Source organism: Raoultibacter phocaeensis, from assembly GCF_901411515.1.
Taxonomy (GTDB): Bacteria; Actinomycetota; Coriobacteriia; order Coriobacteriales; family Eggerthellaceae; genus Raoultibacter; species Raoultibacter phocaeensis.
Window position 1 is genome coordinate 1240748 of record NZ_CABDUX010000001.1, and the last position, 24833, is coordinate 1265580.

Sequence of the window (24833 nt, forward strand, 5' to 3'; positions counted from 1 at the left end):
TCAACCTTGGCTATCTTCCTCGTCAGGCGCAGTCTCTTCCAGCAGATCGAGCAGCTCTTGACGCGAGTGTACCTTGAGTTTCTGGTAGATGTGGCTCGTATGGGTGTTTACCGTGTTCATCGAAAGGTGCAGCTCTTCTTGGATGCGCGGCGCGGATCTTCCCTTCGCCATGAGTTTGAGCACATCGGATTCGCGTCCCGATAGCTTGCCGATGCGGATGAGCCGCTTGCATCGATCATCGAGCGATCCGCTGGTTTCAGCCGGCGCTTCGACTTTGACGAAGATGGGAACGTTGCCGTGTTCGGTGAACACGAACGAATACGTAGCGACGACGAGAACGCCGAGGATGACCGAGGTAATGCCGAGCAGGTCGGGAAGTATCGCCTCGAAATGGCGGTACGCATGGAACATGCCGAATCCGAGCAGCAGATCGAGCGAGAACGCGATGCGTGTCAGTGAAAACACGAGTGCGGGCGACGTGCGGTAGCGCTGGCAGAAGTTGAAAGCGATGATCATGATCATGATCTTGAACAGAAACGCGCCGAAGTTGGTGATGCCGTACATGAGGTCGAGGTTGTGCTGAGCGTAGGGCATGAACAGCACGGCGATCATGGTGAGCAGAAACGATATGCGGTACACAAGCGACATGCGATGGCTGTGATCGGTGATGATGACCACGAGCATGATGGAGCAGGCGACTTTGACGATCAGCAGCACGAGGTTGAGCCCGCCCGAGTAGAACAGTAAATCGGAGCCTTGCAGGTAATAGTTGCGCATGAATTCGTCGATGAAGCTGATGACGAAGATGCTGCAGCACAGTAAGAAGAGCGCTTTGCGCTGCCCGGTCCGCTTCGGAGGCAGCTTCGGTTCGCTGATGAACTCTTCGTTGCGCGGTGTTTTTACAAGCAGAACGGCTGATCCTACCGGCATGATCGATGCAATGCCCACGATGATCCACGGACTGAGCTCGGGAAGATAGGCTACAGCGGTCAACACATACATGAACAAGCTGTTCACAAGTACACTCAGGACGAACCCGACCAAATCGTTTGCTTTGCAGAACGCTTGGTACCACGCAACGAAAAACCAGCCTGAAGCAATGCCTGTGAGTATGCCCGCGCAAACCTGCAGCGCAATCGAGAGGAACGAGCCTCCCGCCGAAAAGGGGATCATGAACGTTCCGATGCCTGCGCACACGGAAAGCGCAACGATGACGGTGCGGTTTTCGAGCAGCTCCTCGAATCGCTTTGCGAATGCGAGGGCGGGAAGCAGCGAAGCCGCGCATACGCCGAGCGATATCTCGTACACGCTGACCGACGCGTTGTCGGGAAAGAGCTGCGGTGCGAAAAAGCAAAGTGTGAGCCAAAGCTGGCAGAGGGCGAATCCTATCGTCATCGGAATATTCGCTTGCCCCAATTCGACGACAAAGCGCGATCCGATGGAGCCTTCGTCGTTTTTTCTTGCGTCGGTTCTCCGTTTTGTTCCCATACATCCCTCGCAAACCTCACTAGAAACTAGTGAATTTCTCCCCTAAAGTACGAAACACCACGTCAAAAGCACCAGATAGCGTTGTCATTGTTCCCCCTAAAAACTATTTCACATCTTTCCTTCGATGGCAAGCTGGCGATTTTTTCCTAGCATGAACGCCGTCGAACACCCGTGATCGCGGGTTTTAAGGGGATACGGAAGGGGGGAATCATGGACAAAGCACTACCGATTCGCAAAGCGTTCTGCGTGTTGTCTGCCGTGGCGGTTGCTGTGGTTTTGGCAAGCTGCTCGTCGCAACAGCCAGCGGCTGACAAGCCTGTTGAAAACGGTGCGAACGCAAGCGAACCCGTACAGGTTGCGTGGTCGCCCGATATGGATTGCACGACATGCCACACGGCAGAAGGCGCAACGATGGAAGACGGTGCGATGGGCGCCTGCACCCACGTGCAGCAAGCGCAGGCCGTGTGCGGTACGTGCCATACGGACGAGGCTTCGCTCGCCGGCGTGCACGAGGGCGCGACAGCAACCGATACAATGCCGAAGAAGCTCAAGGCGACCACCGTGGATGCGAAGACCTGCCAAGCGGCAGGGTGCCACGATGAAAGCCAGGACGAGATGCTCGCTCTCACGGCAGACGTCGCCGATCTGACCGACTCACAAGGCACGCAGGTGAATCCACACGAGGTCATGGGAAAGACCGCGGGGCATGCCGACATCCTGTGCACGGATTGCCACACCATGCACAAGGCCAAGGTGAACGCCGCCGATACGTGCGTGAGCTGCCACCACGCCGGTGTGTACGAGTGCAACACGTGTCACTAGCGGTGAAGCTCCTTGTCGGGTGGTTTCGTTCGCATTCGAAACACCCTGTGGGTCGCGTTCGGGCATGGTGAGGAAACGTGCACGATTGCTGTACTCAGAGCGCTGGTGCGCGGAATCGCGCGGCGGCAAAACAAAAAGGATTGAACCCGTTTGGCAAACTAAGCGGGAATCACGGAGGGAGAATATCATGGAGCAGACACGAAGGGATTTCTTCAAGGGAGCCGGACTCGCAGTGGCGGGGGCGGCGGCGTTTACGAGCATGGGTGCGCTTGCGGGGTGCAGCTCGCAGCCCGATGCGAAATCTGCGGGGGCGTTCGAGACCAAGCACGAATGCGATGTCGTGATTGCCGGTGCTGGCATCGGCGGATTGGCTGCAGCGGTGAGCGCTGCCGAGCAGGGCGCAAACGTCATTCTCGTTGAAGCGTCGAAGCGCGTCGGCGGCACGAGCCGCTTTGCGGCGGGCGCGTTCGGACCGCGGTTTGGGGCGGATTGGGAGGCGGCGTACGCGAAGGCACCTCTGTCCGATCCGGAACTCGGCAAGCTTGTGTGCGATCTGTGGGCCCCGTATCTCGAATGGATCGATGGGCTCGGCCTTGCGACCGAAGAGCTCGCACCGGGCAGTCCGTACGTGTGGATGGGTGGTAAACGTCCCGCTGAAGAGGGATCGAAAAGCTATACCGACGAGTACCTCCAGCAATTCGGCCAGGTGTTCGCCGACAAGGGCGGCACGACGCTGCTTGGCACGCGAGCGGTCAAGCTTACCACCGACGATACGGGGGCGGTCACCGGGCTTATCGCCGAAGACGCCGACGGCCCCTTCGCCATCGCGGCGAAGGCCGTCATCCTTGCAACGGGCGGGTGGCAGTGCGATAAGGAGATGTGCACGAAGTACATCGGCCGCCACGCTGATCTGGGTCAGGCGCAGTGCGTTCCATACCTCGACGGATCGGGCATCAAGATGGGCGTCGAAGTGGGCGCGCAGCTTTCCCGCAGTTTCGGATCGTTCTACGGTCATCCGCAACCGTGGCCGATGAACTACCTGAACGGCGTCGATACGCCCGAAGGCTACGAAGCGGTTGAAAACGTCGATGACGTGCATGTTCTATATTACGGCACCACCGAGCACTCGATCCAGGGCATGGGCATCTACGTGAACACCGATGGCAAGCGCTTCGTCAACGAAGGCCTCGGCTCGTCGCTTGTGAACCAGGAGGTCATGCAGCAGCACATGGCGCGCGCTTATCTTATCCTCGACGAGGGCGTACGCGAGATTATTCGCCAGACGCCGTTCTGCAACGCCGCGGTTATCGGCGGTGACCGCATCGACCACATGATCGAGAAAGGCATGACGGTCGTGCAAGCCGATACGCTCGAAGATCTCGGGGCCAAGATCGTTGCCGAAACGGCCGACGGGGTGAGCTTCAACGCGGCCAACTTGCTTTCGACAGTTGCGGAGTACAACGATGCGGCTAATGCGGGAACTGCGGGTGCTCTCGAAGTGCCGCACCTCGGCGTAACGCCAGCCACCGCGCTTGCCACGCCGCCGTTCTACGCGATCCCGGTCGTGGGAGGCATCATGGCTACGTTCGGCGGTCTTAAGATCGATACCGAAACACACGTTCTTGGCACCGATGCGCAGCCGATCGCGGGCCTCTATGCGATTCCCGGCGCCGCAGGCGGCATCATGAACGGCGACTACTGGTGCGTCATGAGCGGCTATTCGGTGCTCGGGAAGCTCTCGGGCGAGGTTTCGGTTGCGTATGCCCAGAGCGCAGCGGGCGCCGAGAAGTAACCTGCGCTCACGCCAACTGCGCCTGCGCCAGCTACGCTCTCGTCAACTGCGTCTGCGTCAACTGCGTCTGCGCCAGAACAGCGGTCTTTTCTACGGATGCCACATCGCATGATGTGGCATCCGTATTGCGGGATTGGCCTTGCCTGATCGGTAGAGATGTTGGTTGGTCGCGGTACAGGCGTCTGTGGTGCAGTGGTAGCGCGCCGTGTTCCCGAAATTCAAGTCCGCCGTTAAATCAGGATCGACACAGCGCCCTTCCAGGACGCGGGAAGCAGGCTCCGCCCTACGGCGCGGCTGCCGGAAGGGCATCGGGTGAAGGGGCCCGCGAGGGCCACGGGCCGGGGGGGCCTGTCGGGGGCATCCCGCTGGAAGCGCGACCCGTGAACCGGCGAGTCGGGGGCCGCATCGGCGGGCGGACGCGAGGGGCGCGGGCATGCGCCGACGACTGACTTGCGGGGGAAAGCCGCTCCGAAGCCCAATAATCGCCGTCGCGAAGCGTTCGGCGAGCTTTTAGGGTGCCGACGGGACTAGCAAGCGATAGGATGTCGCATGCACCGAGAGACCGACGAGCCGATGAGCAGGGGTTATCGCTATCGAGGAGTTTGCTAACATCGGTAATGCGTTACGAAGCCCTTCACGACGGCGGTTTTTGGGCTTCGGGGCTCCGCCGCATCGAGGGACTCCGCCTCTGCGAGGGATTCCACCGCTTCTGAACCGATATAGGCACGGCCCGACACAGCGCCCGGTGGCCATCTGGCGCATAAGTGCTCCGAGCGGGCATATGTCAATGGCGGTCTAACAGCGGAAATTCGACCTTGCGGCACAAATTGCGAGGTTTGACAATTGTGAAACTACATACATTTAATTATCAGATCACCAGCCTCCATAATGCCTGTTCAGATTTTAATAGCATTTGATGAGATGTACATAAGATAGTACTGTTTTGTCAAACCTCCAATTTTGTGCCTGAATCGAGGAATTCGAGAACATAGAGAGGTTCGAGAGATCAAAAAAGATGTGACCAAATGTGGCTCGCTGCGATACGCTCTGCCCGACTGCAGCGAATCGCTGTAACTCTTCTGGATATTGCGCGATATGGCTGCAAAGAGGCCGACAACCTGATAGAAAGGATAAGGACAATCAAAAACGCTGCTATTGCATAGGGACGGTGTTGAGGAACCGCCCACGGCAGTCTTGACAACCGACGTAAGGAGACCCGCTTTAATGCCCGTTGCGCTAAGCCTTTTTCTTGTCCTGTTCTTTCTTTTGATGAATGCATTCTTCGTTGTCTCGGAATTCGCGCTTGTACGCGTGAGGAAATCCCAGGTCGACATTGCCATCGAGGAGGGAAAGCGCGGCGCGAAGTACACGAAGCTCGTTGCCGATAACGTCAACGCCTATCTTTCCGCCTGCCAGCTCGGCATTACGCTCGCATCGCTTGCCCTCGGCTGGTTGGGTGAGCCAGCCGTTTCTGAACTCATCCATCCGCTGCTTGCAGCAATCGGCTTGCCCGATGCCGCCATTTCGGCTATCGCGGTTGCAATCGGCTTCATCATCATTACAGCACTCCACATCGTAGTGGGCGAGCTCATCCCCAAATCGCTCGCTATCTTCAGCACCATGAAATACGCGCTCTTAACCGCGGCGCCCCTCGTGTGGTTCTATCGCATCACGTACCCGATTATGTGGCTGTTCAACTCGATCACGAACGGCGTCATGAAGCTTGCCGGGCACGATATCGCTAATGAACATGAAGTGTATACCGGCGAGGAGATCAAGCTGCTCATCGACGAGAGCACGGAAAGCGGCCTCATCGATGCCGATCAGAACACCTATGTCGACAACATTTTCGATATAGGCGACAAGGATGCCGAAGCCATCATGACTCCGCGCACAGAGCTCGTCTGCATCGATCTCGAAGACACTTTCGAAGAGAACATTCGCACGATGCAGCAGTACAAGTACACGCGCTATCCGGTCATCCGCGGCAACAAAGACGACATTGTCGGGTTCGTGCACATCAAAGACCTGTACAGCCTGCCCGCGGGTTCTACGATGGACGATCTCAAGATACGTACGATCCACGCGGTACCCGAAAGCATTCCGATTGCGAAGCTTTTGCAAACGTTGCAGGAAAAGCGCACGAAGATCGCCGTGGTGGTTGACGAGCACGGCGGTACGTCGGGCATCGTGACCATGAGCGACATCATGGGCCAAATCGTCGGCAAGATCGATGACGAGTACCTGCATGACGACACCGACGAAGTGAAGAAAATCTCCGAGGGCCACTATCTCGTCGATGGATCGCTGCCGATCGACGAGTTGTCGGGGCTCATGGGCTTCGAGCCAGAAGAGGCCACCGATTGCGAAACGGCTGGCGGCCTTCTGTTCGATCTGTTCGGTCAGATTCCCGAGGTGGGGGATAAGGTGTCAACCGTTGACGGCACAACGAAGGTCGAGTTCACTGTGAAGAAGATGGACGTGCGCCGTATCGACAAGATCGACATGGTGGTCGAGCAGGTGCCTGAAGAAGACGGCACGGTCTCGGAATAGCCCACCGCCGAATCTAGCACCCGATCTTTTCGCCCAAGAATCGCTCGGCGTTGTGCCAGAGCATGTTTTCGAGTTCGTCATCAGAGAAGTCTATGCTTGCGAATGTGTTGTATTCCAAAACGGGATCCCACATGGGAAAGTCCGATCCGAACAGCACGCGATCGGTGCCATACAGGCGGCACAGCTCTTTCGTGCGGCGCGCGCCGAGCCAGAACATCGAACTCGACATATCGATGAAGCAGCGCTCCTCGCCGAGGAGGTCAAAGGCCACTTCGGGCATCGACCAGCCGCCGAAGTGAGCACCGTTGACAACGAGGTCGGGAAACGTGCGCAGAACGTTTTTGAGTCGTCTCGGATGAGAGAAATCGTGACGGTAATCGCCCATGTGGATGATGATGGGCAGGCGTCCCTCGATGATTTCGTACACGTTCATGAGCCGCGGGTCGTCGAGGTTTATTTCCTGCGTATCGGGGTGGATTTTCATGCCTTTGAGACCGAGGGCAATGGCTCGCTCGACCTCTTTCTCGGGGTCGGCATAGTCTTGGTGCATGGCCATAAAGCCTATGAATTCAGAATGGGCTTCGCATTCGCGCGCGATGAAATCATTGATGCTCTCGACTGAGCGTGCGTTGGTGGCGACCGAATGGACGACGAAGTTCGTGATGGGGGAGTGCTCCATCACGGAAAGCAGATGATCGGCCGTGCCCTGTCCGTACATGGTTGTATCGTAGAAGGCCCCGATCGCATCGACTGCCTTTGCAGCGATCTTTTCGGGGTAGATGTGCGCATGGATGTCGATGACGGTCATTGGTACCTCTGATTCGGTTGTACGTACCTATACTTACAACGCACCACGACAAACAAGAAGTCGGAAGCCGCTTCGGCCTCCGACTTGGAGTTTTGGTCGCGGGGACCGGATTTGAACCGATGACCTCCGGGTTATGAGCCCGGCGAGCTACCAGACTGCTCCACCCCGCACTATGGTGCCAACTTGCATCCATTCGATATATCAAGAACAGGAAAAGCGGCAAGAAGATATATTACTCCGCGAACCCCCTCTTGGCAACAACTGTTTTCTTCTCCATAAAATACACGAAATGATACGGCGCTGCGCACGCCATATCCGCAGTATGAACGCAGCAAAGCACCTCGCGGTCTCCCAGGCGGAGCCACGTCTTCGCGAGTTGTCTTTGCGACAAGCTGCCATGTGGGAGGTGCAAAACCGTTTTCGGATGCGTTCTTGCCGAGGGCATTTTCGTTGCAAGGAAGTACGGCGGGGCTGTTCTATCTTCAACTTCTATTTAAATATTACTTCTTGACTTGTATATACCCCCTGGCGTATTTTAGTCAAATGAGCTCCCCAGTTTGCGAGGAGCTTGATATAAGGAGTCATTACGTATGAGCGAGCAAGACGGTCAGAGCACGCAGAGCCTTCCAGTAGACAGCATCGAACCGAATAACCTCCCGCACCAGCCAAGTGGCGAGAACATCGCCGATGGCGTTGCGCGGGCGCAGGGTTTTGATGCTTCTCCTGATCCGGCACCTGCCGAACAGGCCTCCGTTACCGGAGCTTCTGATTCACATTCCACTGCAACAAACGGTGTTGCCGAAGCCACGAAGAAAACCGGCAAGATTCTCGGCATGTCCAAGCATGTGTTCGCTGGTCTCGTTGCCGTAGCCGTTGTAGCGATTGCCGTAACGGCCGGCGTGGTATTGACGCAACAACCGTCTGCGAATGACTGGTACGATTCGAACGCAGCGCAGGGCCAATTCGAAGGCAAGTCGAAAGAGGAGATCAAAGCCGCCTTGAACGAAGAGGTGGCGAAGGGCATGATGAACATCTCCATCGCCGCCGTCATCACGTTTCCCGACGGCGCTTCCGAGGGCGAGGCGCGTATCGAGAACATTGCTGCGAACCCCGTCGATCAGAAAGTAATCATAACGCTTGCCGATAGCGGCGAGACGGTCTACGAATCAGGCGCCCTTGCGCCCGATCAGCACATCCAGACTATTACGCTGCTACGCGACCTCGATCCTGGCGAATACGCCGCAGTAGCCACGTTCACCGGCTACGATCGCGAGACCCACAAGCAAACTGGCCAAGCGGCCGCCAATATAGTTTTGAACGTTGAAGGCTAGGATAACCTTCAATAGGAGGATAAGCAGAGCATGTCAGACAACGTAAGGGCACATCAGGAAAGGGAAAGACAATGGAGAAAACAGGACGTTTCACGTGCATCAAAAAAGGTTTGGTAGGAGTGTGCGCCGCAGCATTGCTGACAGGGCTTTGCGCGACGCCGGCGTTTGCGGCTCTGACGGAGGGCAATACTGCGACTACTGGCGGGGTTGGCACAAGCGAGGTTACGGTAAAATCCGATATTCAGATATCCGCTACGGTTCCTACGACCATCCCGTTGACGCTGAATTCCAGCGGGTTTACTGCCCCCACCTTTACTCTCGACAATACGACTGTCGGTTACGGTATTGCGCTCAAGTCGGTTCAAATCACCGACGTTGTGGATGGCAACGGATTAACCATCAAAGAGGACGATACCGCAATTACCGAGAAGAACCAGATACGTCTGACGGTGACCGACAAAACGAATACCGGCGATGTGAAGGCAGTTGTTAAATCGACAGCAGCTACCGATCTCGATTGGGCGATCGCAGGTGCTACCGATGCGAGTACTCCTGGAAACCTGAGTGTTGACATGACGGTTGAAAAAGGTGAGATCGATGGGACGTTCTTGAACAAGTATTCGACTGCGGCCACGAAAGCATTCGGGATCAAGTGGACGGTCGGTTTCTAATCGCGTCAACTACGCTTGAAAGGCTCGAGCTTCATTCATGACGAAGCCATCATCTGGCATAGTACGATTTCGCAAGGCCGCGCTCTTTGGGGGTGCGGCCTTGGCCCTTTGCTTGTCGCTGGTATTCGGTATGCTGCGGCCTGCTTCCTATTCGTTTGCGGCTTCGGAAACCGTTTCTGGCGAAGATCTTACTTCGTCAGAAACGGTTTCTGAAAAGGCGCCTGAGCCTGCAGAATTTGGCGGGCCCTTCGCTGCGCCGACGGCTCCTGCTGACGATGTGGACAACGTCGTCGTTGGGACGACCCCGACCGACCCCGCCACTCCCAATCCTGCCGATCCCCCTGCGGAGCCATCGGTTCCCGAATACGAGAAGGCCTGGTTCATCGGCGCAGACGAACCTTCGACGGTCGTGGCTGAACTGTGGGTTGACGGCACGTTTGTGGTCGATGGGGCGGGGGCGGTGCGTTCGTTCGACAACGCCGGGGACGTTCCTTGGCTCGCGGCGGGCGTGGCCGAAGATATCGAGCGCGTGATATTCGCCGATAAGGTTGAAGCCGAAAGTCTGGCTCACTGGTTCGAAGGCTGTTCGAACCTGAGCGAAATCGCAAACGTGCCAGCAACGACCAAAGACCTTACGCGCACGTTTTACGAGTGCCCGAACCTTGTCGAACTGCCGGACGAACTCGCGTTTGCCGACGACGCAATTCTCGAGGAATGCTTTGGGTTCGCCGAACCAAGCGAGGAACCGCTGGTCACGATCTACCGTGGTGCAAACAAGAACGTGCTCTCGTACGCATGGGAGGCCGATGGGCGCGTGCTCGTCAACCCCGATGCACCGCAGCCGCCGCTGGTTGATCAGCCGGAGGATCCCGAGGCTTCCACGGAAGAATCCGAGGGCGAGCAGGCGGGTGAATCGGCAGGAGAATTCGAGAACGAACCTGCGGACGGGCTCGAAGGCGAATCGACAGGCGGGTCTCAGGACGAGCCTGCGAACGATCCAGCGAACAAACCGTTGGGCGAACAGGCGAGCGATCCTGCAGAAGATACGGCGAGCGAACCGAATGAAGTTCCGTCGGTTGACGACGCAGAACCTAATCCGGCGACGTCGGCAGGGGAGGCGGTTAACGAACCCGACCCTGCGGCGCCAGCGGAACAAGCGGTTCCCGAACCTGATCTTGATTCCGAGTCAGCCTCATCCGAAGAACAAGCCGCCCAAATCAGTATCACCATTCCGTCATCGGTGTCGATGACGCTGGGCGAGGGCGGCCCGAACGCGGCCACCATCCCCGTCATGGCCGCGAATCACTCCGACCGCGTTGTGGCTCTTACCGGCGCGCGACTTAAGCGGGCGGATATGGATATGTCAGGCGGGGTGTGGGCGCTTACAACGGAAGACGGTGCGACGACGTTCGTGCAAAACGCTCGCTTCACGCCGCTCGGCCTCGAGGTGTCGTTCGATCAGCCGGTCGTTCTTGCAGCGGGGGACGGAGGTACCCAGCTCGTGTGGCATGGCACCTTCACCGATTACGGCATGAAAAAGCTGTTGAATGCCGTGGTTGCCGCAGGCGATGCCGGGTTTACCTACGGCTCCATGATCTGGATTGTGTCTGCTGTGTCTTGAAACTGCCATCCAGAATAGCGCAAAGCGTTGCTCTTCAGTTGAGCCTAGCCGAGCTCGCAAGCGAATCCGACTGCCCCCGCTTTCTCATTGCAACACCCCGAAGCATTCACATCTTCCCTATGCTAAAGTGTCTTCATCCGGAAACGCAGACCGGCGGCATCATGCCGGCTTGCAGCAATCAGGGGAACGGCGCGCATGAAAATGTTGGTATGCGAGAAGTGCGGGAGCACCGAAATCATCGAGGTCAACGGCTACAGGATGTGCTGTTATTGCCGAACCAGATACGCGATTCAGCAGTCGGATGCACCGCCGCGCACCTCCCACATCGCGTTGCACGATGACATTGCGCGGCTGCTCCAGAAGTGCAGAGAGAACCCAGCTCAGGCGAGCCGGTACGCCAACCTCGTACTCGACATCGACCCAAGCAATGCAGAGGCGCGCTGGTATTTGTAGACGAAGGCAGGCATCCATGTATCTCGACGATTTTGCGGCAATGTACGGGTTCGACGTCAACCAAATCGAGGCGTTTATCGCCGATGCGGGCTTTGAGATAAAGCCGAGCTTTACCAGAAAGACCATCCGGGATTCCGATGTCGGGCCGATCGTGAACGGTTTTCACCGGCATCTCGAGCAGCAGGCCGAAAAGCAGAAGGCGATGGCATCGATACTGATCACGTCCGGCTTCGGGTTCGACGGCTATACGATCAAAAAGTACTCGGGCTACATCTCGGGCGACGATGCCGTGCAGGTTGATCGCGGAAAAATCGGGTTGTTCAGCCAGGGCACCGATGTGAGCAGCGCGCTGATGAGCTCGATCGTGCATATTCGCAGAAACGCGCTCGCGGAGCTCAAAGAAGCTGCATACGAGCTGGGGTGCAACGCGGTGATCGGCGTCGATTTCGATTACTTGACGCTCGAGCCCGAAACGGTGGGCACGGCCGGGCAAACGGTTTACCTTCCCTACGTATTCGGGGTTACCGCGAACGGGAACGCCGTGGTCATCGAAAAAGACTCGCCAGGGAACTAGACAGGGGGCATCATGGGCTTCTTCAAGGCTTTCAGCGGAGCGCTCGGCGGAGCGTTTGCCGATCAATGGAGGGATTTCTATACGGTGCCTGCGGGGCTATCGGGAACCGTGGGAGTATGTTCGGCCGTCAGAAGCGGTGCGGATGCCCAGCGCTCCTCGAACACCAGCGGAAGCGACTACGTCATCACCAACGGATCCCTCATCCTCGTCCCCGAGGGATTCGCGCTCATCACGATGGAGAACGGTGCGGTAACCGGGTTCGTGTCCGACCCCGGAGGGTATCAGTGGACGTCCGACAACATCAACGCACGCTCGTATTTCGCCGATTCGGGTTTTGTGGACGCGATCGTCAAGCAGTCATGGGAGCGGTTCAAATACGGCGGTCCGCCTGCTGCGGCGCAGGTGGCCCTCTTCGTGAACCTCAAAGAGATTCCCAACAACAAATTCGGCACTCAGAGCGAAATCTACTTCGACGACGCGTACCTCAACACGCAGGTCGGCGCGAGGGCTCACGGAACGTATACGTTGAGGATCGTCGATCCCATCCTGTTTTTGAAGGGCTTCGTGCCGGTTCAGTACTACGCGCCCGGTGCCTTCCCCTTCTACTTCACCGATTTCAACAACGCCGCTGCGAACCAGCTGTTCTCCGAGGTGGTCGGATCGCTCGCGGGAGCTTTCAGCGCTTACGTGAACGCAAGCGGCAAGCAGCACAGGATCACCGCCATCCAGAGTGATTCCGTCGGATTCGCCCAATCGCTCTCGCAGGCGGTCGAACAGGCCTATCACTGGCGATACGACAGGGGATTGCAGATCGTCAAGGCAACCGTCATGGCGATCGATTACGACGAGGGCACCAAGGCACTGCTCGCAAAGGTACAGCAGGCCGATGCGCTCATGGGGGCGCGAGGCAACGCCAATTTGCAGGCGTCGTTCGCCGACGGGCTGCGGGCCGCGGGCGAGAACCCGGACGGCGGGGCTTTGGGCATGGGCTTCATGGGCATGGGCATGCAAGCGGCCGGCGGTGCGGCCGGGGCGATGCAGCAGCCGAACCAAGCGCCGGGGTATTCGGCAGTGCAACCGTCGCCGACCGACGCTGCATCGGGGGAAGATCCCTACGAGCGGCTCGCCAAGCTGAAGAACCTGCTCGATCAAGGTGTGATATCGCAAGAAGAGTTCGATGCAGCGAAGGCAAAGGTGCTCGACGGGTAGCGTGCTGGCGGCGCACAAGCCGGAGCACCCATGCGTCGCATAGTCGCTCCGGCCTTCACGCTCGATGCCCCTAGCGCTCCGTGATCGGATCGATGGGTGGGATATCCCAGTTGTCACCGGGCAGGTGCGGCTCCATGTGCTCTTCGTCGCCGGCGGCTTTGAGGCGCGCGAAGTAATCCTTCGTCTCCTTCGCCACCACGCCCGAGAGGGCGATAAGGGCGATCATGTTCGGGATGGCCATGAGGCCGTTGAAGATATCGGCGATGGTCCATACGGCGGCTACGGTCATGTAGGGGCCGATGAACACGGCGGCGATGTAGAGCCAGCGATACACCTTGACCGAGTTCATGTTGCCGTTGCTGAAATACTCCAAGCAGCGCTCGCCGTAGTAATCCCAACCGAGGATCGTTGTGAAGCCGAACAGCACGAGGCACGCCATAAGCACGAACGATACCACCTCGGGCGGAACGAACGGCAACCCCGCTTGGAACGCTGCCGTCGTGACGGCCGCTCCCTCGAGGCCAGGCACCTGATAGGCTCCCGTCATCACGAGCGCAAGGCCAGTCATCGAACAGACGACGATGGTATCGAGAAACGTGCCGGTCATCGAGACGAGGCCCTGGCGCACGGGCTCCTTGGTCTGCGCAGCCGCCGCGGCGATGGGGGCCGAGCCTAAGCCCGCTTCGTTTGAGAAGATGCCGCGCGCGATGCCCTTCTGCATGGCGACGATGATCGCACCGAGCATGCCGCCTGCAACCGCTTGAAGTCCGAACGCGCTTTCGATGATCGTCATGAACGCACCGGGCAGCTTATCGAGGTTCGTGAAGATGAGCACGAGCGAAAAGCCCACGTAGACAACTACCATTGCGGGGATAACGCGCTCGGAAACCTTCGCGATGCGTTTGAGCCCGCCGATCACGACGAGCCCTACGAGCACGGCGAGCACGAGCGAGCCGATCACGGTGGCGATGGAGTAGTCCATCCCGAGAATGCTCACGGTTGCTGCCTTCTCGGGATCGAAAAAGCCGGTGATAGCCGTTGAGATCGAGTTCACCTGCGTAAACGTTCCGATGCCGAACAGACCCACGCACATGCCGAAAAACGCGAAGATCTTCGCGAGCCAGCGCCAGTTCTTGCCCATGCCACGTTCGATATAGTAAAACGGACCGCCGAGTACGTGTCCGGTCTTCTTGTCGACGCTGCGGTACTTGACGGCGAGCAGCCCCTCGGAGAATTTGGTCGCCATGCCGAACAGCGCTGCCAGCCACATCCAGAACATGGCGCCGGGGCCGCCTGCGACGATGGCAGTCGCTACGCCCACGATGTTACCCGTTCCGATGGTGGCTGAAAGTGCGGTGCACAACGCGCCGAAGCTGGAAACTTCGCCTTCCCCGCCTGTTTCGTTCTTTACCATGTAGCGCAGGGCGCGGGGGAGTTGACGGAACTGCACGCCTTTAAGACGTACGGTTAAGAGGATGCCGCCGAACAGGATGAGCACCATGAGCGGGATGCCCCATATCCAATCGTCGATGACAACGAGTGCCGAATTGATTGTGTCGAAAAAGCCTTCCACCGGTTTTCCTTCCTTCGTATGCCGAACCAGGCACCGCTTCTGCGAAACCCGCAGATGTGAGAAGGCGATTGGAAGGGAAAGCGCAGGCGTGCGATGCGCAGGAAGCGAACGCACGCGTCAAGCTTAAGCTCATGCTCTGTCCTTTTGCCTGAGAGTTTCGGCGTTTCCGCCTTGCCCCTTCGGCACCCGGGTCGAACCCGGAATTCTCCAGAGGCCCCTTCTCGCCCTGTCTCGCATGGATTCAGGACGCATCAACGGGGTGACGCTATGAAGTTGTGTAGACGCATTGTAGCAGGTACCGAACGGGTTGTGAACAGGTCATCGTTCGGGGGGGATCACAGGCGAGTGCAAGCAGAAAACAAGCGCGACTGCTGGCAGGTGCCGCTTCGGTTCGCTCAAGCCGAGCGCGAAGACGTTTTCTCCTCGATGAACGTTTCGGCGTTTTGCTTGAGGCGGTCGAGTACGCTGAGAAACGTATCGATATCCGCTTGCTCGATGCCGTCGACAAGCTGCTCAGCTGCTTCTTCGGCAACGGGCTCAACGTGCTTGAGGAGATCCCGTGCTTGGTCGGTCAGGGTGATCACGTGCGCGCGCCGATCGTTCGCATCGCGGGTGCGCACGATGAAGCCCTTGCGCTCGAGCGTATCGAGGTACCGGGTAATGGTTGCCTGTTCCTTACGCGTTCGCTCGGCAAGCGCTCGTTGCGAGAGGGCGCCAGCGCGGTCGAGCTGGTTGAGGAGGTTCCACTGTCCAGGCGTGAGATCGTACTGCTTCAGGGCCACTTCGAGCGTACGATGCGTCAGACGCTGAGCATCGTAAACCTTGTACCCGATAAACTGATTGTGCTTGCCAACCATCATGACCTTTTTTCACGCGAGCCGCTTGACGGCAACGAGGTTATCCGCTCGGCAAGGGTTTCTGAGGCAAAACGATTGTCGGGGAATACGTACCCCATCAAGTAACCATAATCGAACTTGCGCCGTCAAGCGGTGACCGCCTATATCGGCCAAAAATCCATGCGGGCGGCACCCGCAAGGTGAAGCTGCGCAGGCGGCTTTCCATTGGGATCGGATGCCCGAAAGCTCGCTGGTGCGCGATCGTGCGAAAGCGGTTTTCCATTGGGCGGATGCCCGAGAACTCACAGATGCACGATCGTGCAAACTCGGTGCGCGCAGGGTTGTGAACGGCATGAGAAAGATTCGGTCTCATGCGGCTTAGTGGCGGCATTGCCGCAACGATTTGAGCGTACGTGGTTTACCATATACGGGATACGTGCGGCTGTATGCGCGGTGCGAAGGTGCGCTCGGGCAGATGACTGTTACATGCTAACGAGGCGATGTGGACGCAGTCGGACGTGATGGCTGAGTTTGAGTCTGGGGTACCAGATTCAAAGCACAGCCGAACCGCGCCGCTGCTGTTCAGGCGAGAGCGCAACTGCTAGGGCGTCTCAGGCGAAGCTGTCGTGGTCAGCGAGGCGCAAACCGTTGGGGGCTCATATGGATTTGAAGACATACCAGGCTGCGTTTACCGAAGTCGCTGCCGAATACGAACGTACCGTGTCGTCGTTCGGCCTCGCCTTCGAGCGAGAAGAATCGCAGCCGCGCGGCAAACGGTTCGAAGACCCTACCTGGGCGTGCGAAAACTGCGGCAAAAGCCTTATCGGTGGCAACGGTTGGATTTCTCCCGGATGCATCGCGTGCCGGACGGGCGAGAAGACGGTGACGTTCTTCATCTCTCTTGCGTGCCCTAAGAATTGCTATTTCTGTTTCAATCCGAATCAGGAGGATTACGAGCGGTACTGCCGCACGGATCGGGATGCGCTCGGCGAGCTCGAAGGAGCTCATGCTGCGGGAGCGCGCTTCGATTGCATTGCCCTGACCGGGGGAGAGCCGATGCTGCATTTCGAGAAGACCCAGGCGTTCTTTGCCCGGGCGCACGAACTGTTTCCCGATGCCCATTTGAGGCTTTACACGAGCGGATACGACCTCGATGCCGCTGCGATGGATGCTTTGAAAGGAAGCGGGCTGCGCGAAATACGATTCAGCGTGAAACTCGAAGATAACGAGCATGAGCGACGCATGGTCGAGGAGCGCATCCGCATCGCGGTCGATCATATCGAAGACGTTATGGTGGAAATGCCGGTTATCCCCGGCGCCCTCGACGAGATGAAAGATCTGCTCGTAAAGCTTGCTCGTTGGGGCGCGAAAGGCATCAATCTTTTAGAGTTCTGCTTTCCGCTCAACAACGCCGATGCGTTCGCCGCGCGCGGGTTCGATCTGCGCAGGCAACCGTTCGATGTGCTGTACAACTACTGGTATGCGGGCGGCATTCCCGTGGCGGGCAGCGAAGCGGAGGCGCTCGAGCTGCTGCGTTTCGCTCGCGAGCGCGACCTCGATCTCGGCGTGCACTACTGCTCGTCGGACAATAAGAACACGGGCCAGCTTTTCCAGCAAAACCGGATGCTCGGACGTTTGCAGCATGCGACAGGCCGCTACCTCGAATATCGGTTCGACGAAGAGGACTACCTCATCAAATGCGCGAAGGCGTTCGGTCCTTCGGTGGGGGCCGTGCAGCGCGCGCTCGGCGATCTCCTAGCCGACGATGAGATGCGCACATCACTTGAAGGCGGCGTATTGAGCTTTCCCGATGGGTGCGTGGACGAAATTGTGCGCTGCGTGCCAAATGCCGAGCTTGGCATCAGCCTCAATGTGCTCGAAGCATCTCCCGAGGACGTGAGCATGCGCGAAGTGGGCATCGAGGCCGTAAGGCGCTAGCCTTTCGTTGCGGGCATCGTCACCGTCAACGTGTTCGGCAACGCCCATTAACGGTCCCAGGTGGGACGAGTGAGGACAGCAAAGAAGCAGTTCGAAAACTCGTCGTTGGGTGCGGGACAACAATCGTGCCATATGGCTTGATTTCTGTCCCGCTGCTCCCACCGCATTTCGGCAAACGAACGTCGCTTTCGTGTAACTCCTGTTCAGAGGCGTATACCCCTATTGTGAGGATATTGTTCACCGTTGAGATCAATGCCATATGGCACGATTGTTGTCCCGCGCAGGCCCGCCGACTCGCCTCCGCCCCTCCCTCCTCGTGGCACTTGGGCTCACTAATTATCCCTAAAGTAGAATAAAAATACATATTGCACTAATAGTTTCACTAAATATAATTAGCATGACAAGTATAAGTCCACTAAGCATGAGGGAAGTGGACGTGCTTGCGCAAGGCAGGAGCAATAAAGGAGGAGAGATGTCATTGAAGATGAGTCGCCGCGGCTTCTTGAAAGCCTCGGCGGTGGCTTCCGCTTCGACGTTGTTGCTGGGCTCAATGTCCCAAGCAGCGTTCGCTGAAGATGAAGCCGCCACCACCTCTGCCGACGACGTCCAGAAGATTCCGAGTGCGTGCCGCCAGTGCTACGGCCGCTGCGCGCTGTTCGGACATGTGAAGGACGGGCGCTTGGTCAAGATCGAGGGCAACCCCGATCTGTTTTCGGAAGGGACGCTGTGCTCGCGCGCGTTCGCCATTCCCCAGGAGATCTACAACCCGCTGCGCGTGCGCTACCCGCAGAAGCGCGTCGGCGAAAAGGGCTCAGGGCAGTGGAAGCGCATCACGTGGGAAGAGGCGTACGAGGAAGCGGCCGAGCGTTTCACGAAGATCGGCGAGGAGCACGGTTGGCACACGATCGCCCACCAATACGGTACCGGCCGCGACATGCTGCAGTTCCAGGCCATCAACAAGCTGTGGCTCGAACTCGGCTCTACGGCTACATTCGGCGTGGGCAACCTGTGCTGGGTCGGGTCGTACTTCACGAGCCAGCGTTTGTACGGCGATGAGACACAGTACACGGGATGGGACGGCAACAATACCGATTGCATCCTCATCTGGTGCCGCCAGGAGCGCAGCCGCGGCTACTACGACTGGCTCACCGTCAAGCGCGCGCAGGAGCGCGGTGCGAAAGTGATCTGCGTCGATCCGCGGTTCACGTGCACGGCGTCCAAGGCCGACCTGTGGCTGCCTATCCGGCCGGGTTCCGATATGGCGCTCGTGCTCGCCTTCGTCAACGAGATCATCCATTCAGATAAGTGCGCCGAAGATTTCGCGCGCTACTACACCAACGCCCCGTTCTTCATCGACGAAGACGGCACAGGCTACCAGCTGCGCCAATCGATGATCGAGGAAGGCGGCTCCGACGAGCTGTATCCCGCATGGGACGAGGCACACGACCAGCTGATCTTCTGGTCGGGCGACTGGCAGAACAAGCAGGAGCTTGGCGGGCCGAAGGCGTTCCAGTGGCTCGATGCTCAAGGCAATATCGTGGCCGATGCGAAGCCGGCGCTTACGGGCAGCCGCGAAATCAACGGTAAAACGTATCGCACCTCGTGGGACATCCTCGTTGAGCACGTGACGCCGTGGACGATCGAGCGCGCGGCCGAATTCTGCGAGCTTGACGAAGATCGCATCCGCGAAGCCATCCAGATATACATCGACGCGAGCCCTGCTGCATGCTTCTGCCGCGGGCAGAAAGTCGAGTTCTCCATCAACACATCGGGCATCTCGCAGGCGTTCACCATCATGATGGCGCTCGCAGGCAACTTCGACACGAAAGGCGGCCAGAATATCGGCCGCGAGCCTGCTACCGGCTACGACTCGTTCATGTTCGACGTCGTACCCAACCAGCAGGGCCGCATGGGCAAACGTCGTCTGGAAACCGCGAAGAACATCAAGAAGCTCTCGGTTTGCCAGAACACAGGCTACCAGCAGATCCTCGTGGCGGACGACGCAACGGGAGAACTGAAGGAAACCACGCAGAACTCCGGCGGCCAGGTCATCTATGGCCAGCAGGGCGGCTTCGGTGCGGCAACCACGAAAGCCATGGCCAAAGGCGACCCGTTCCAGATCTACGGCTATTGGCAGCAAACGAGCGAACCGATCCTCTCCATCGAGGGCGGCCACGAGATCGTCGAAGGGTTCAAGAACCTCGATTTCTTCGTGAACGTCGACATCTACATGACGCCGTCGGGCGAGCTCGCCGATATCATCTTGCCGGCAGCCCATCCCAACGAGGTGGATCGTGTCGAGTGGGCTCACTCGGGTCACGGCTATCCGACGAGCCATACCTACCTCATCCGCCAGCCCTTCCATGCGCCGCTCGGCGAGGCGAAGGACGATATGGACATCTGCTTCGAGTTTGCGAAGTACATGGACGTTGACATGTTCTGGAAGGACAAGTACGAGTTTTTCGATTACATGGTGAAGGGCCCCGAAACCCTGCCGCCGCAGCTTTCGTGCGCAAGCTTCGAAGAGTTCCGCGAGCGCATCAGCGTGACCGGCGTGCAGATGAGCGACGTCAAGGGCGCTCCGAAGTACGAGACGGGCTTCATGCGCAAGACGAGCGATTTCCGACCTGGCTTCAACACGATGTTCCGCGGCAACAAGATGGGCTCGGTCTATCGGTTCCCCGGCACGACGCTGCCCGACGGCACGCAGATTCCTGCGCATCCGCAGTCGGATAACGGCAAGATGGAAATGTGGTCGGAGGATCTGCTGCTCTACGGCAACGGTCCGCTTCCGATGTACATCGAGCCGCCGATCACGCCGCTTGCGCGTCCCGACATGCTCGATGAGTACCCCTACACGCTCATTACGGGCGGCCGTTCCCACGCGTTCTTCCACACCGAGTATCGCAACAGCCCGTGGATGCGCGAGGTGCACCTGTTCCCGACGGTAGATATCAACCCCGCCACCGCCGCCGAGCACGGCATCGAGCAGGACGACTGGGTGTGGATCGAGACCTACGTCGACCGCATCCGTCAGCGTGCGAACCTCACCGAAGCCATCAAGCCGGGAATGATCCACGTCGAGCACGACTGGTGGTTCCCCGAGCGCGAGGCGACCGACGATCTGCACGGCGCGTTCGATTCGAACTGCAACGTGCTGTTCGAGAACAACGGCCCCTACGATCCGGCGGTCGGCACCGACAACTACGGCGGCCTGTGCAAGATATACAAGGCCGAAGAGGGTGCACCCCAGAACATCTGCATGAACGAAGAGGACCTCAAGATATTCCTGCCGCTTTCTGCTGAAACGATCGCCTCCGACGATCAGGCCGACGGCGTGGCTCAGGTAACGGTCAAGGGAGGTGCGCAGTAATGACCCGCAATATCATCTCAGTCGATCTCGACAGCTGCATCGGGTGCCATTCGTGCGCCGTCGTGTGCAAGCAGGAAAACGGCGTAGGGCTCGGCACCTACTACAACAAGGTGCTCACAGTGGGTCCCTCGGGCACGTTCCCTGATCTGGAAATGTACTATCTGCCTGTGGCCTGTCAGCACTGCGACAACCCCGAGTGCGTGAGCGTGTGCCCGACGGGCGCGAGCTACAAGCGCGAAGACGGCGTGGTGCTCGTCGATCACAGCAAGTGCATCGGATGCCAGTACTGCGTCATGGCCTGTCCTTACGGCGTCCGTGCCTACGACGAGGGCCGCGATAAGGGCGTCATCGAGAAGTGCACGATGTGCGCGCACCTCATCGACAAAGGCGAGCAGCCCGCGTGCGTGAAGCACTGCCCCGGTCAGGCACGCCTGTTCGGCGATCTGGACGATCCCGAATCGCCGCCTTCGAAAATGCGCGCTACCAAGAAAGTTCACAAGCTCACCGATGTCGGCAACCATCCGGGTGTCGATTACGGTCTCGACAAGTTCACCTGGAAGGGCGGTGAGTAAGCATGGAAGTACAATGGCCTCTGCTGATCTTCAGCGTCCTGCTCGGTATCACCTCCGGCGTCTTCATCTTCTTGGCGGTCGGCGAACTCAAGGGCAAGTTCAAAGAAGTCCGGTTCACCGGCGCGCTCATCGCGCTTGTGTGCCTGGCTGTGGGCGGTTGCGTGTCGGTGCTCCACATGGGGCATCCCGAACGCGCGCTGCATTTGCTCGGCAACCTCGGCTCGGGGCTTTCGAAAGAGCTCTTCGCCGTTGCCATCATGGGTATCGTGGCGATCGCGTATCTGATCCTCTCGCGTAAAGACTACCCCGGCGCATCGAAGGTGCTCGGCGTCATCGGCGGCATCATCGGCCTTGTGCTCTCGCCGATTGCGGGTGCGAGTTACCTGATCGCCGCTCGGCCCGCATGGGATTCGATCGCGCTGCCGCTCATGTATCTCGGGGCGGGTCTCGCGCTCGGCTTCACGCTCATGGCCGCGCTCGTGCTGCTCAAGGGCAAGGCTGCCGAAGAGGGAGGCTTCGCTCTTAAGCTCGCACTTGCCGGTGTGATCATCATGGCTATCACGGTAATCGCGTATGTTGTCTGGATCGCGATCGCTCCCTATCAGGCGCCGTCGCGCTCGATCGAGCGGCTCATCTCGGGCGATCTTGCCCTCATGTTCTGGTTGGGCGTTGTGGTGATCGGCGTGGTCGCCCCCGTGGCGCTCACGGCGCTCGCCTGCGTCAAGGCAACCAAGGGCGAAGGAGATACCGGCATCGCCAACCCGAAGAGCTTGAGCACGTATCTGTTCGCCTCGTTTGCCTGCACGGCCGTCGGTGCCGTGGCCATCCGTATGATCATGTACGCGGTCGGCACGAGCGTCGAACAACTCATATATAAGTAAGCGATACGGCGGCTCCGTGTCGATTGGATGCGGAGCCGCCACCGGTTAAGGAGCAACCATGGAAGCAACCATGCCCGCCTCCCTTGCGGAGAACCTCATCGCCTTTGCCGAAAACCGCGGCAACGTGTACGGGTTTCTGTCCCGATGCTACGAGGTCGAAATCGATGCGGCGTTTGCCGAGCAGGTAGCCGAGCGCTTTACCTTTTCGTCGGACGATCCGGTTCTGACCGAGGCGCTCGACGCGATGAAGCGCGATCTTGCCGACCAGAGCCCAGAGCATCTCGAAGAGCTCGCCGTCGTGTTCAATCGCGTGTTCTTCGGCATGGGTCCGCGTACGGCGCAGAAAGCGTTTCCGTACGAATCGGTGTACACGAGCTCCGAGGGACTCATGATGCAGGAGGCGTACTCTCGAGCGGTTTCTGCCTACCGCGAACAGCGGCTTGCGAAGAACCCTGCGTTTCCCGAGCCCGAGGACCATCTGGCCGTGGAGTTCGCGTTCATGCAGAACCTGTGCGAACGCGCTGCGGCGGCGCTGGCAAGCGGCGACGAACAGGAAGCGGAGCGGTTGTTCACCGAGCAGAGGGCGTTTTTGGAAGAGCACCTGCTTACCTGGATAGAGCGGTTCGCCGCCGATGCGAGAGAATCGGCCGAAAGCGGTTTTTACTGCTCCCTTGCGACGTTCACCGAGGAGTTCTTGAAAGCCGATGCGGCAGCGCTTGGGGAAGTGCTCGGATAAACAAGGCGGGTGCGCGTGCATTTGCTTGAGCCTTGTGGGATGAGCCGTGCAGGGGAAAGACGATAGGTGGATGGTGGATATGTCCGAAAAGCGTATATCGCGCAGGGGGTTTCTCGCAGCGGGGTGCGTGAGCGCTGCGATGGTGGGCTTAGGGGGCATCGGCCTTGCGACCAGGCAAGCCGATGCGGCGTACGTGAGGCCGCCCGGCATGGAATCGCAGGCCGATCTGATCGCGCGGTGCGATCGGTGCCAGCGGTGCTTGCAGGTGTGCCCCTACGACATCATCACGCCGTTGCCGCTTGGCGAGAACCTGGTGGCCTACGGCACCCCCGTGCTCGATTTCACGCACGGGTACTGCGATTTCTGCATGCTCTGCACCGACGTGTGCCCGACAGGAGCGCTTCGCTTGGGTACTCCCACCGAAGCGAACATCGGCGTTGCGAAGGTCATCAAGGATGCCTGCGTAGCGTGGGACTGGACGGGGTGTACGGTCTGCAAGGACGAATGTCCCGTCGAAGGCGCCATCACGCTCGACGATCACGAGCGGCCCGTGGTCCATGCCGATCTGTGCGATGGCTGCGGTCGTTGCGAGGAGGTGTGTCCTTCAGCTTCGCTGCGCGCTTACAACAACGCGGTCGAGGAGAAAGGCATCGTTGTCGTATCGCGTGATAGCGTTGTCGGGCGCATCGAGGGTCCCATCGAAGGGGCGACGCTGCGCGATGGACGGTACGTGAGGGAAGGTGATGTGCGATGAAGACACGCATGCGCACGCTGCGCATCGTTGCCGGGCTCGCCGTGTTGGCGGTGGCCCTCGTCGGATTTCATTTCGACACCGCTATCGGCACGCTCTGCGCCCTGTGTCCTGCCGGGTTTCTTCAAATCGCGGTAGCATCGGGATCGGTTCCCTGGCCGCTGTTGCCCGGGGTGCTCATCGTGCTCCTCATCGTGTTTGCGCTCGGGCGCGCGTTCTGCGCCTGGCTCTGCCCGTCTTCGCTGCTCAAAAACGTTTTCGGCGGACACACGCCGCGCGGCCTCATCGGGCGCTCGGGCGAGCGCTGCACGGTGCCCGAGAAGGGCTGCAGGCAGCCTGAGGGCGAAAAGCCCGCCTGCACCGCATGCTCGACGGGCACCTCGGGCATCGCGGCTCAGGCGATCGTGCTCGGGGTGCTGCTCGTTGTCTCGTTTGTCGTCAAGTTCCCTGTGTTCTGTCTCATCTGCCCGATCGGGCTTGTGTTCGGCTCGCTCTGGGCGGTCAACCGCATGTTCGTTCTGCTCGAGCCGGGATGGGAGCTCATCGTCTTCCCCCTCATGCTCGTAGCCGAGTTGTTCTTGTTCAAGCGGTGGTGCTCGGCGATCTGCCCGCTCGGGTTCTTCTTCACCCTTATGGCGAAAGCGCGCACAAAACTCAAGGTGGGCCTTCGGCCGCAGGCGAACTGCGCAACCTGCATCTCGCGCGAAGGCTGCACTACGTGCTCGACGGTATGCGCCGAGAACATCGACGTAGCATCCGCCGACCGCTCCGATCTCGAGCCATGCACGATGTGTCTCGATTGCGTCGAAAACTGTCCGACGAAATCGATAGCGGTACGTCCGGACTAGGCG

20 protein-coding genes, 1 tRNA gene and 1 riboswitch are annotated in these 24833 nt (G+C 59.0%); of the genes, 16 read left to right on the forward strand and 5 right to left on the reverse strand.

Annotation, left to right across the window (positions count from 1 at the left end):
- A complete protein-coding gene (locus FJE54_RS04900; RefSeq protein WP_139651602.1) occupies positions 1-1488 on the reverse strand; it encodes a response regulator transcription factor in 1488 nt (495 codons plus the stop codon).
- A gap of 210 nt (positions 1489-1698) precedes the next feature.
- On the opposite strand from FJE54_RS04900, the gene FJE54_RS04905 reads away from it, so the two are divergent.
- From FJE54_RS04905 to FJE54_RS04915, 3 genes are all read left to right on the forward strand, one after another.
- Positions 1699-2310 (forward strand): hypothetical protein, encoded by a 612-nt coding sequence (locus tag FJE54_RS04905; RefSeq protein ID WP_139651603.1) that lies wholly within the window; start codon positions 1699-1701, stop codon positions 2308-2310.
- A gap of 187 nt (positions 2311-2497) precedes the next feature.
- Positions 2498-4102: an FAD-dependent oxidoreductase gene (locus tag FJE54_RS04910; RefSeq protein WP_180326571.1), complete on the forward strand. Its 1605-nt coding sequence runs from the start codon at positions 2498-2500 to the stop codon at positions 4100-4102.
- Positions 4103-5326: 1224 nt separating this feature from the next.
- Positions 5327-6655: a hemolysin family protein gene (locus tag FJE54_RS04915; protein ID WP_139651605.1), complete on the forward strand. Its 1329-nt coding sequence runs from the start codon at positions 5327-5329 to the stop codon at positions 6653-6655.
- Positions 6656-6668: 13 nt separating this feature from the next.
- Here FJE54_RS04915 and FJE54_RS04920 read toward each other — a convergent pair whose 3' ends face one another.
- On the reverse strand, positions 6669-7463 hold the full coding sequence (locus FJE54_RS04920) for an amidohydrolase family protein (protein WP_139651606.1): 795 nt from the start codon (positions 7461-7463) through the stop codon (positions 6669-6671).
- Between the two features lie 93 nt (positions 7464-7556).
- Positions 7557-7633 (reverse strand) — tRNA-Met (locus FJE54_RS04925).
- Between the two features lie 420 nt (positions 7634-8053).
- Here FJE54_RS04925 and FJE54_RS04930 point away from each other — a divergent pair.
- From FJE54_RS04930 to FJE54_RS04950, 6 genes are all read left to right on the forward strand, one after another.
- Positions 8054-8794 (forward strand): flagellar protein FliS, encoded by a 741-nt coding sequence (locus tag FJE54_RS04930; RefSeq protein ID WP_139651607.1) that lies wholly within the window; start codon positions 8054-8056, stop codon positions 8792-8794.
- Positions 8795-8865: 71 nt separating this feature from the next.
- Positions 8866-9465, forward strand: coding sequence for a hypothetical protein (locus FJE54_RS04935; RefSeq protein WP_139651608.1), 600 nt, complete (start codon positions 8866-8868; stop codon positions 9463-9465).
- A 130-nt stretch (positions 9466-9595) separates the two neighbouring features.
- Positions 9596-11086: a hypothetical protein gene (locus FJE54_RS04940; protein WP_255467228.1), complete on the forward strand. Its 1491-nt coding sequence runs from the start codon at positions 9596-9598 to the stop codon at positions 11084-11086.
- Between the two features lie 195 nt (positions 11087-11281).
- A complete protein-coding gene (locus FJE54_RS15965) occupies positions 11282-11539 on the forward strand; it encodes a hypothetical protein (protein ID WP_180326572.1) in 258 nt (85 codons plus the stop codon).
- 16 nt (positions 11540-11555) lie between these two features.
- Positions 11556-12113 (forward strand): heavy metal-binding domain-containing protein, encoded by a 558-nt coding sequence (locus tag FJE54_RS04945; protein WP_180326573.1) that lies wholly within the window; start codon positions 11556-11558, stop codon positions 12111-12113.
- A gap of 12 nt (positions 12114-12125) precedes the next feature.
- Positions 12126-13322: an SHOCT domain-containing protein gene (locus tag FJE54_RS04950; protein WP_139651611.1), complete on the forward strand. Its 1197-nt coding sequence runs from the start codon at positions 12126-12128 to the stop codon at positions 13320-13322.
- 70 nt (positions 13323-13392) lie between these two features.
- Here the strand turns inward: FJE54_RS04950 and FJE54_RS04955 are convergent, their stop codons facing one another.
- Both FJE54_RS04955 and FJE54_RS04960 read right to left on the reverse strand, forming a co-directional pair.
- Complete coding sequence (locus tag FJE54_RS04955; protein ID WP_139651612.1) at positions 13393-14895, reverse strand: alanine/glycine:cation symporter family protein; 1503 nt, start codon at positions 14893-14895, stop codon at positions 13393-13395.
- Positions 14896-15021: 126 nt separating this feature from the next.
- Positions 15022-15116: riboswitch (glycine riboswitch) on the reverse strand.
- 174 nt (positions 15117-15290) lie between these two features.
- A complete protein-coding gene (locus FJE54_RS04960) occupies positions 15291-15755 on the reverse strand; it encodes a MarR family winged helix-turn-helix transcriptional regulator (protein WP_255467229.1) in 465 nt (154 codons plus the stop codon).
- A gap of 636 nt (positions 15756-16391) precedes the next feature.
- Between FJE54_RS04960 and FJE54_RS04965 the strand changes: the two genes are divergently transcribed.
- The 7 genes from FJE54_RS04965 to FJE54_RS04995 all read left to right on the forward strand — a co-directional run bounded on the left by FJE54_RS04965 (position 16392) and on the right by FJE54_RS04995 (position 24830).
- Positions 16392-17669 carry a radical SAM protein gene (locus FJE54_RS04965; protein ID WP_139651613.1) on the forward strand — a complete coding sequence of 426 codons (1278 nt, stop codon included), beginning with the start codon at positions 16392-16394 and terminating at the stop codon, positions 17667-17669.
- A 472-nt stretch (positions 17670-18141) separates the two neighbouring features.
- The gene (locus FJE54_RS04970) at positions 18142-21042 is read left to right on the forward strand and encodes a molybdopterin-containing oxidoreductase family protein (RefSeq protein ID WP_139651614.1); all 2901 of its coding nucleotides are present in this window, start codon (positions 18142-18144) and stop codon (positions 21040-21042) included.
- Positions 21042-21614 (forward strand): 4Fe-4S dicluster domain-containing protein, encoded by a 573-nt coding sequence (locus FJE54_RS04975; RefSeq protein ID WP_139651615.1) that lies wholly within the window; start codon positions 21042-21044, stop codon positions 21612-21614. Before FJE54_RS04970 ends, FJE54_RS04975 begins: the two co-directional genes overlap by 1 nt.
- 2 nt (positions 21615-21616) lie before the next feature.
- A complete protein-coding gene (locus tag FJE54_RS04980) occupies positions 21617-22495 on the forward strand; it encodes a dimethyl sulfoxide reductase anchor subunit family protein (RefSeq protein WP_139651616.1) in 879 nt (292 codons plus the stop codon).
- A gap of 58 nt (positions 22496-22553) precedes the next feature.
- Complete coding sequence (locus FJE54_RS04985) at positions 22554-23231, forward strand: TorD/DmsD family molecular chaperone (RefSeq protein WP_139651617.1); 678 nt, start codon at positions 22554-22556, stop codon at positions 23229-23231.
- Between the two features lie 79 nt (positions 23232-23310).
- Positions 23311-23985 (forward strand): 4Fe-4S dicluster domain-containing protein, encoded by a 675-nt coding sequence (locus FJE54_RS04990; protein ID WP_139651618.1) that lies wholly within the window; start codon positions 23311-23313, stop codon positions 23983-23985.
- Positions 23982-24830, forward strand: a complete 849-nt coding sequence (locus FJE54_RS04995) for a 4Fe-4S binding protein (protein ID WP_139651619.1) — start codon at positions 23982-23984, stop codon at positions 24828-24830. Before FJE54_RS04990 ends, FJE54_RS04995 begins: the two co-directional genes overlap by 4 nt.
- The last annotated feature ends 3 nt before the right edge of the window (positions 24831-24833 follow it).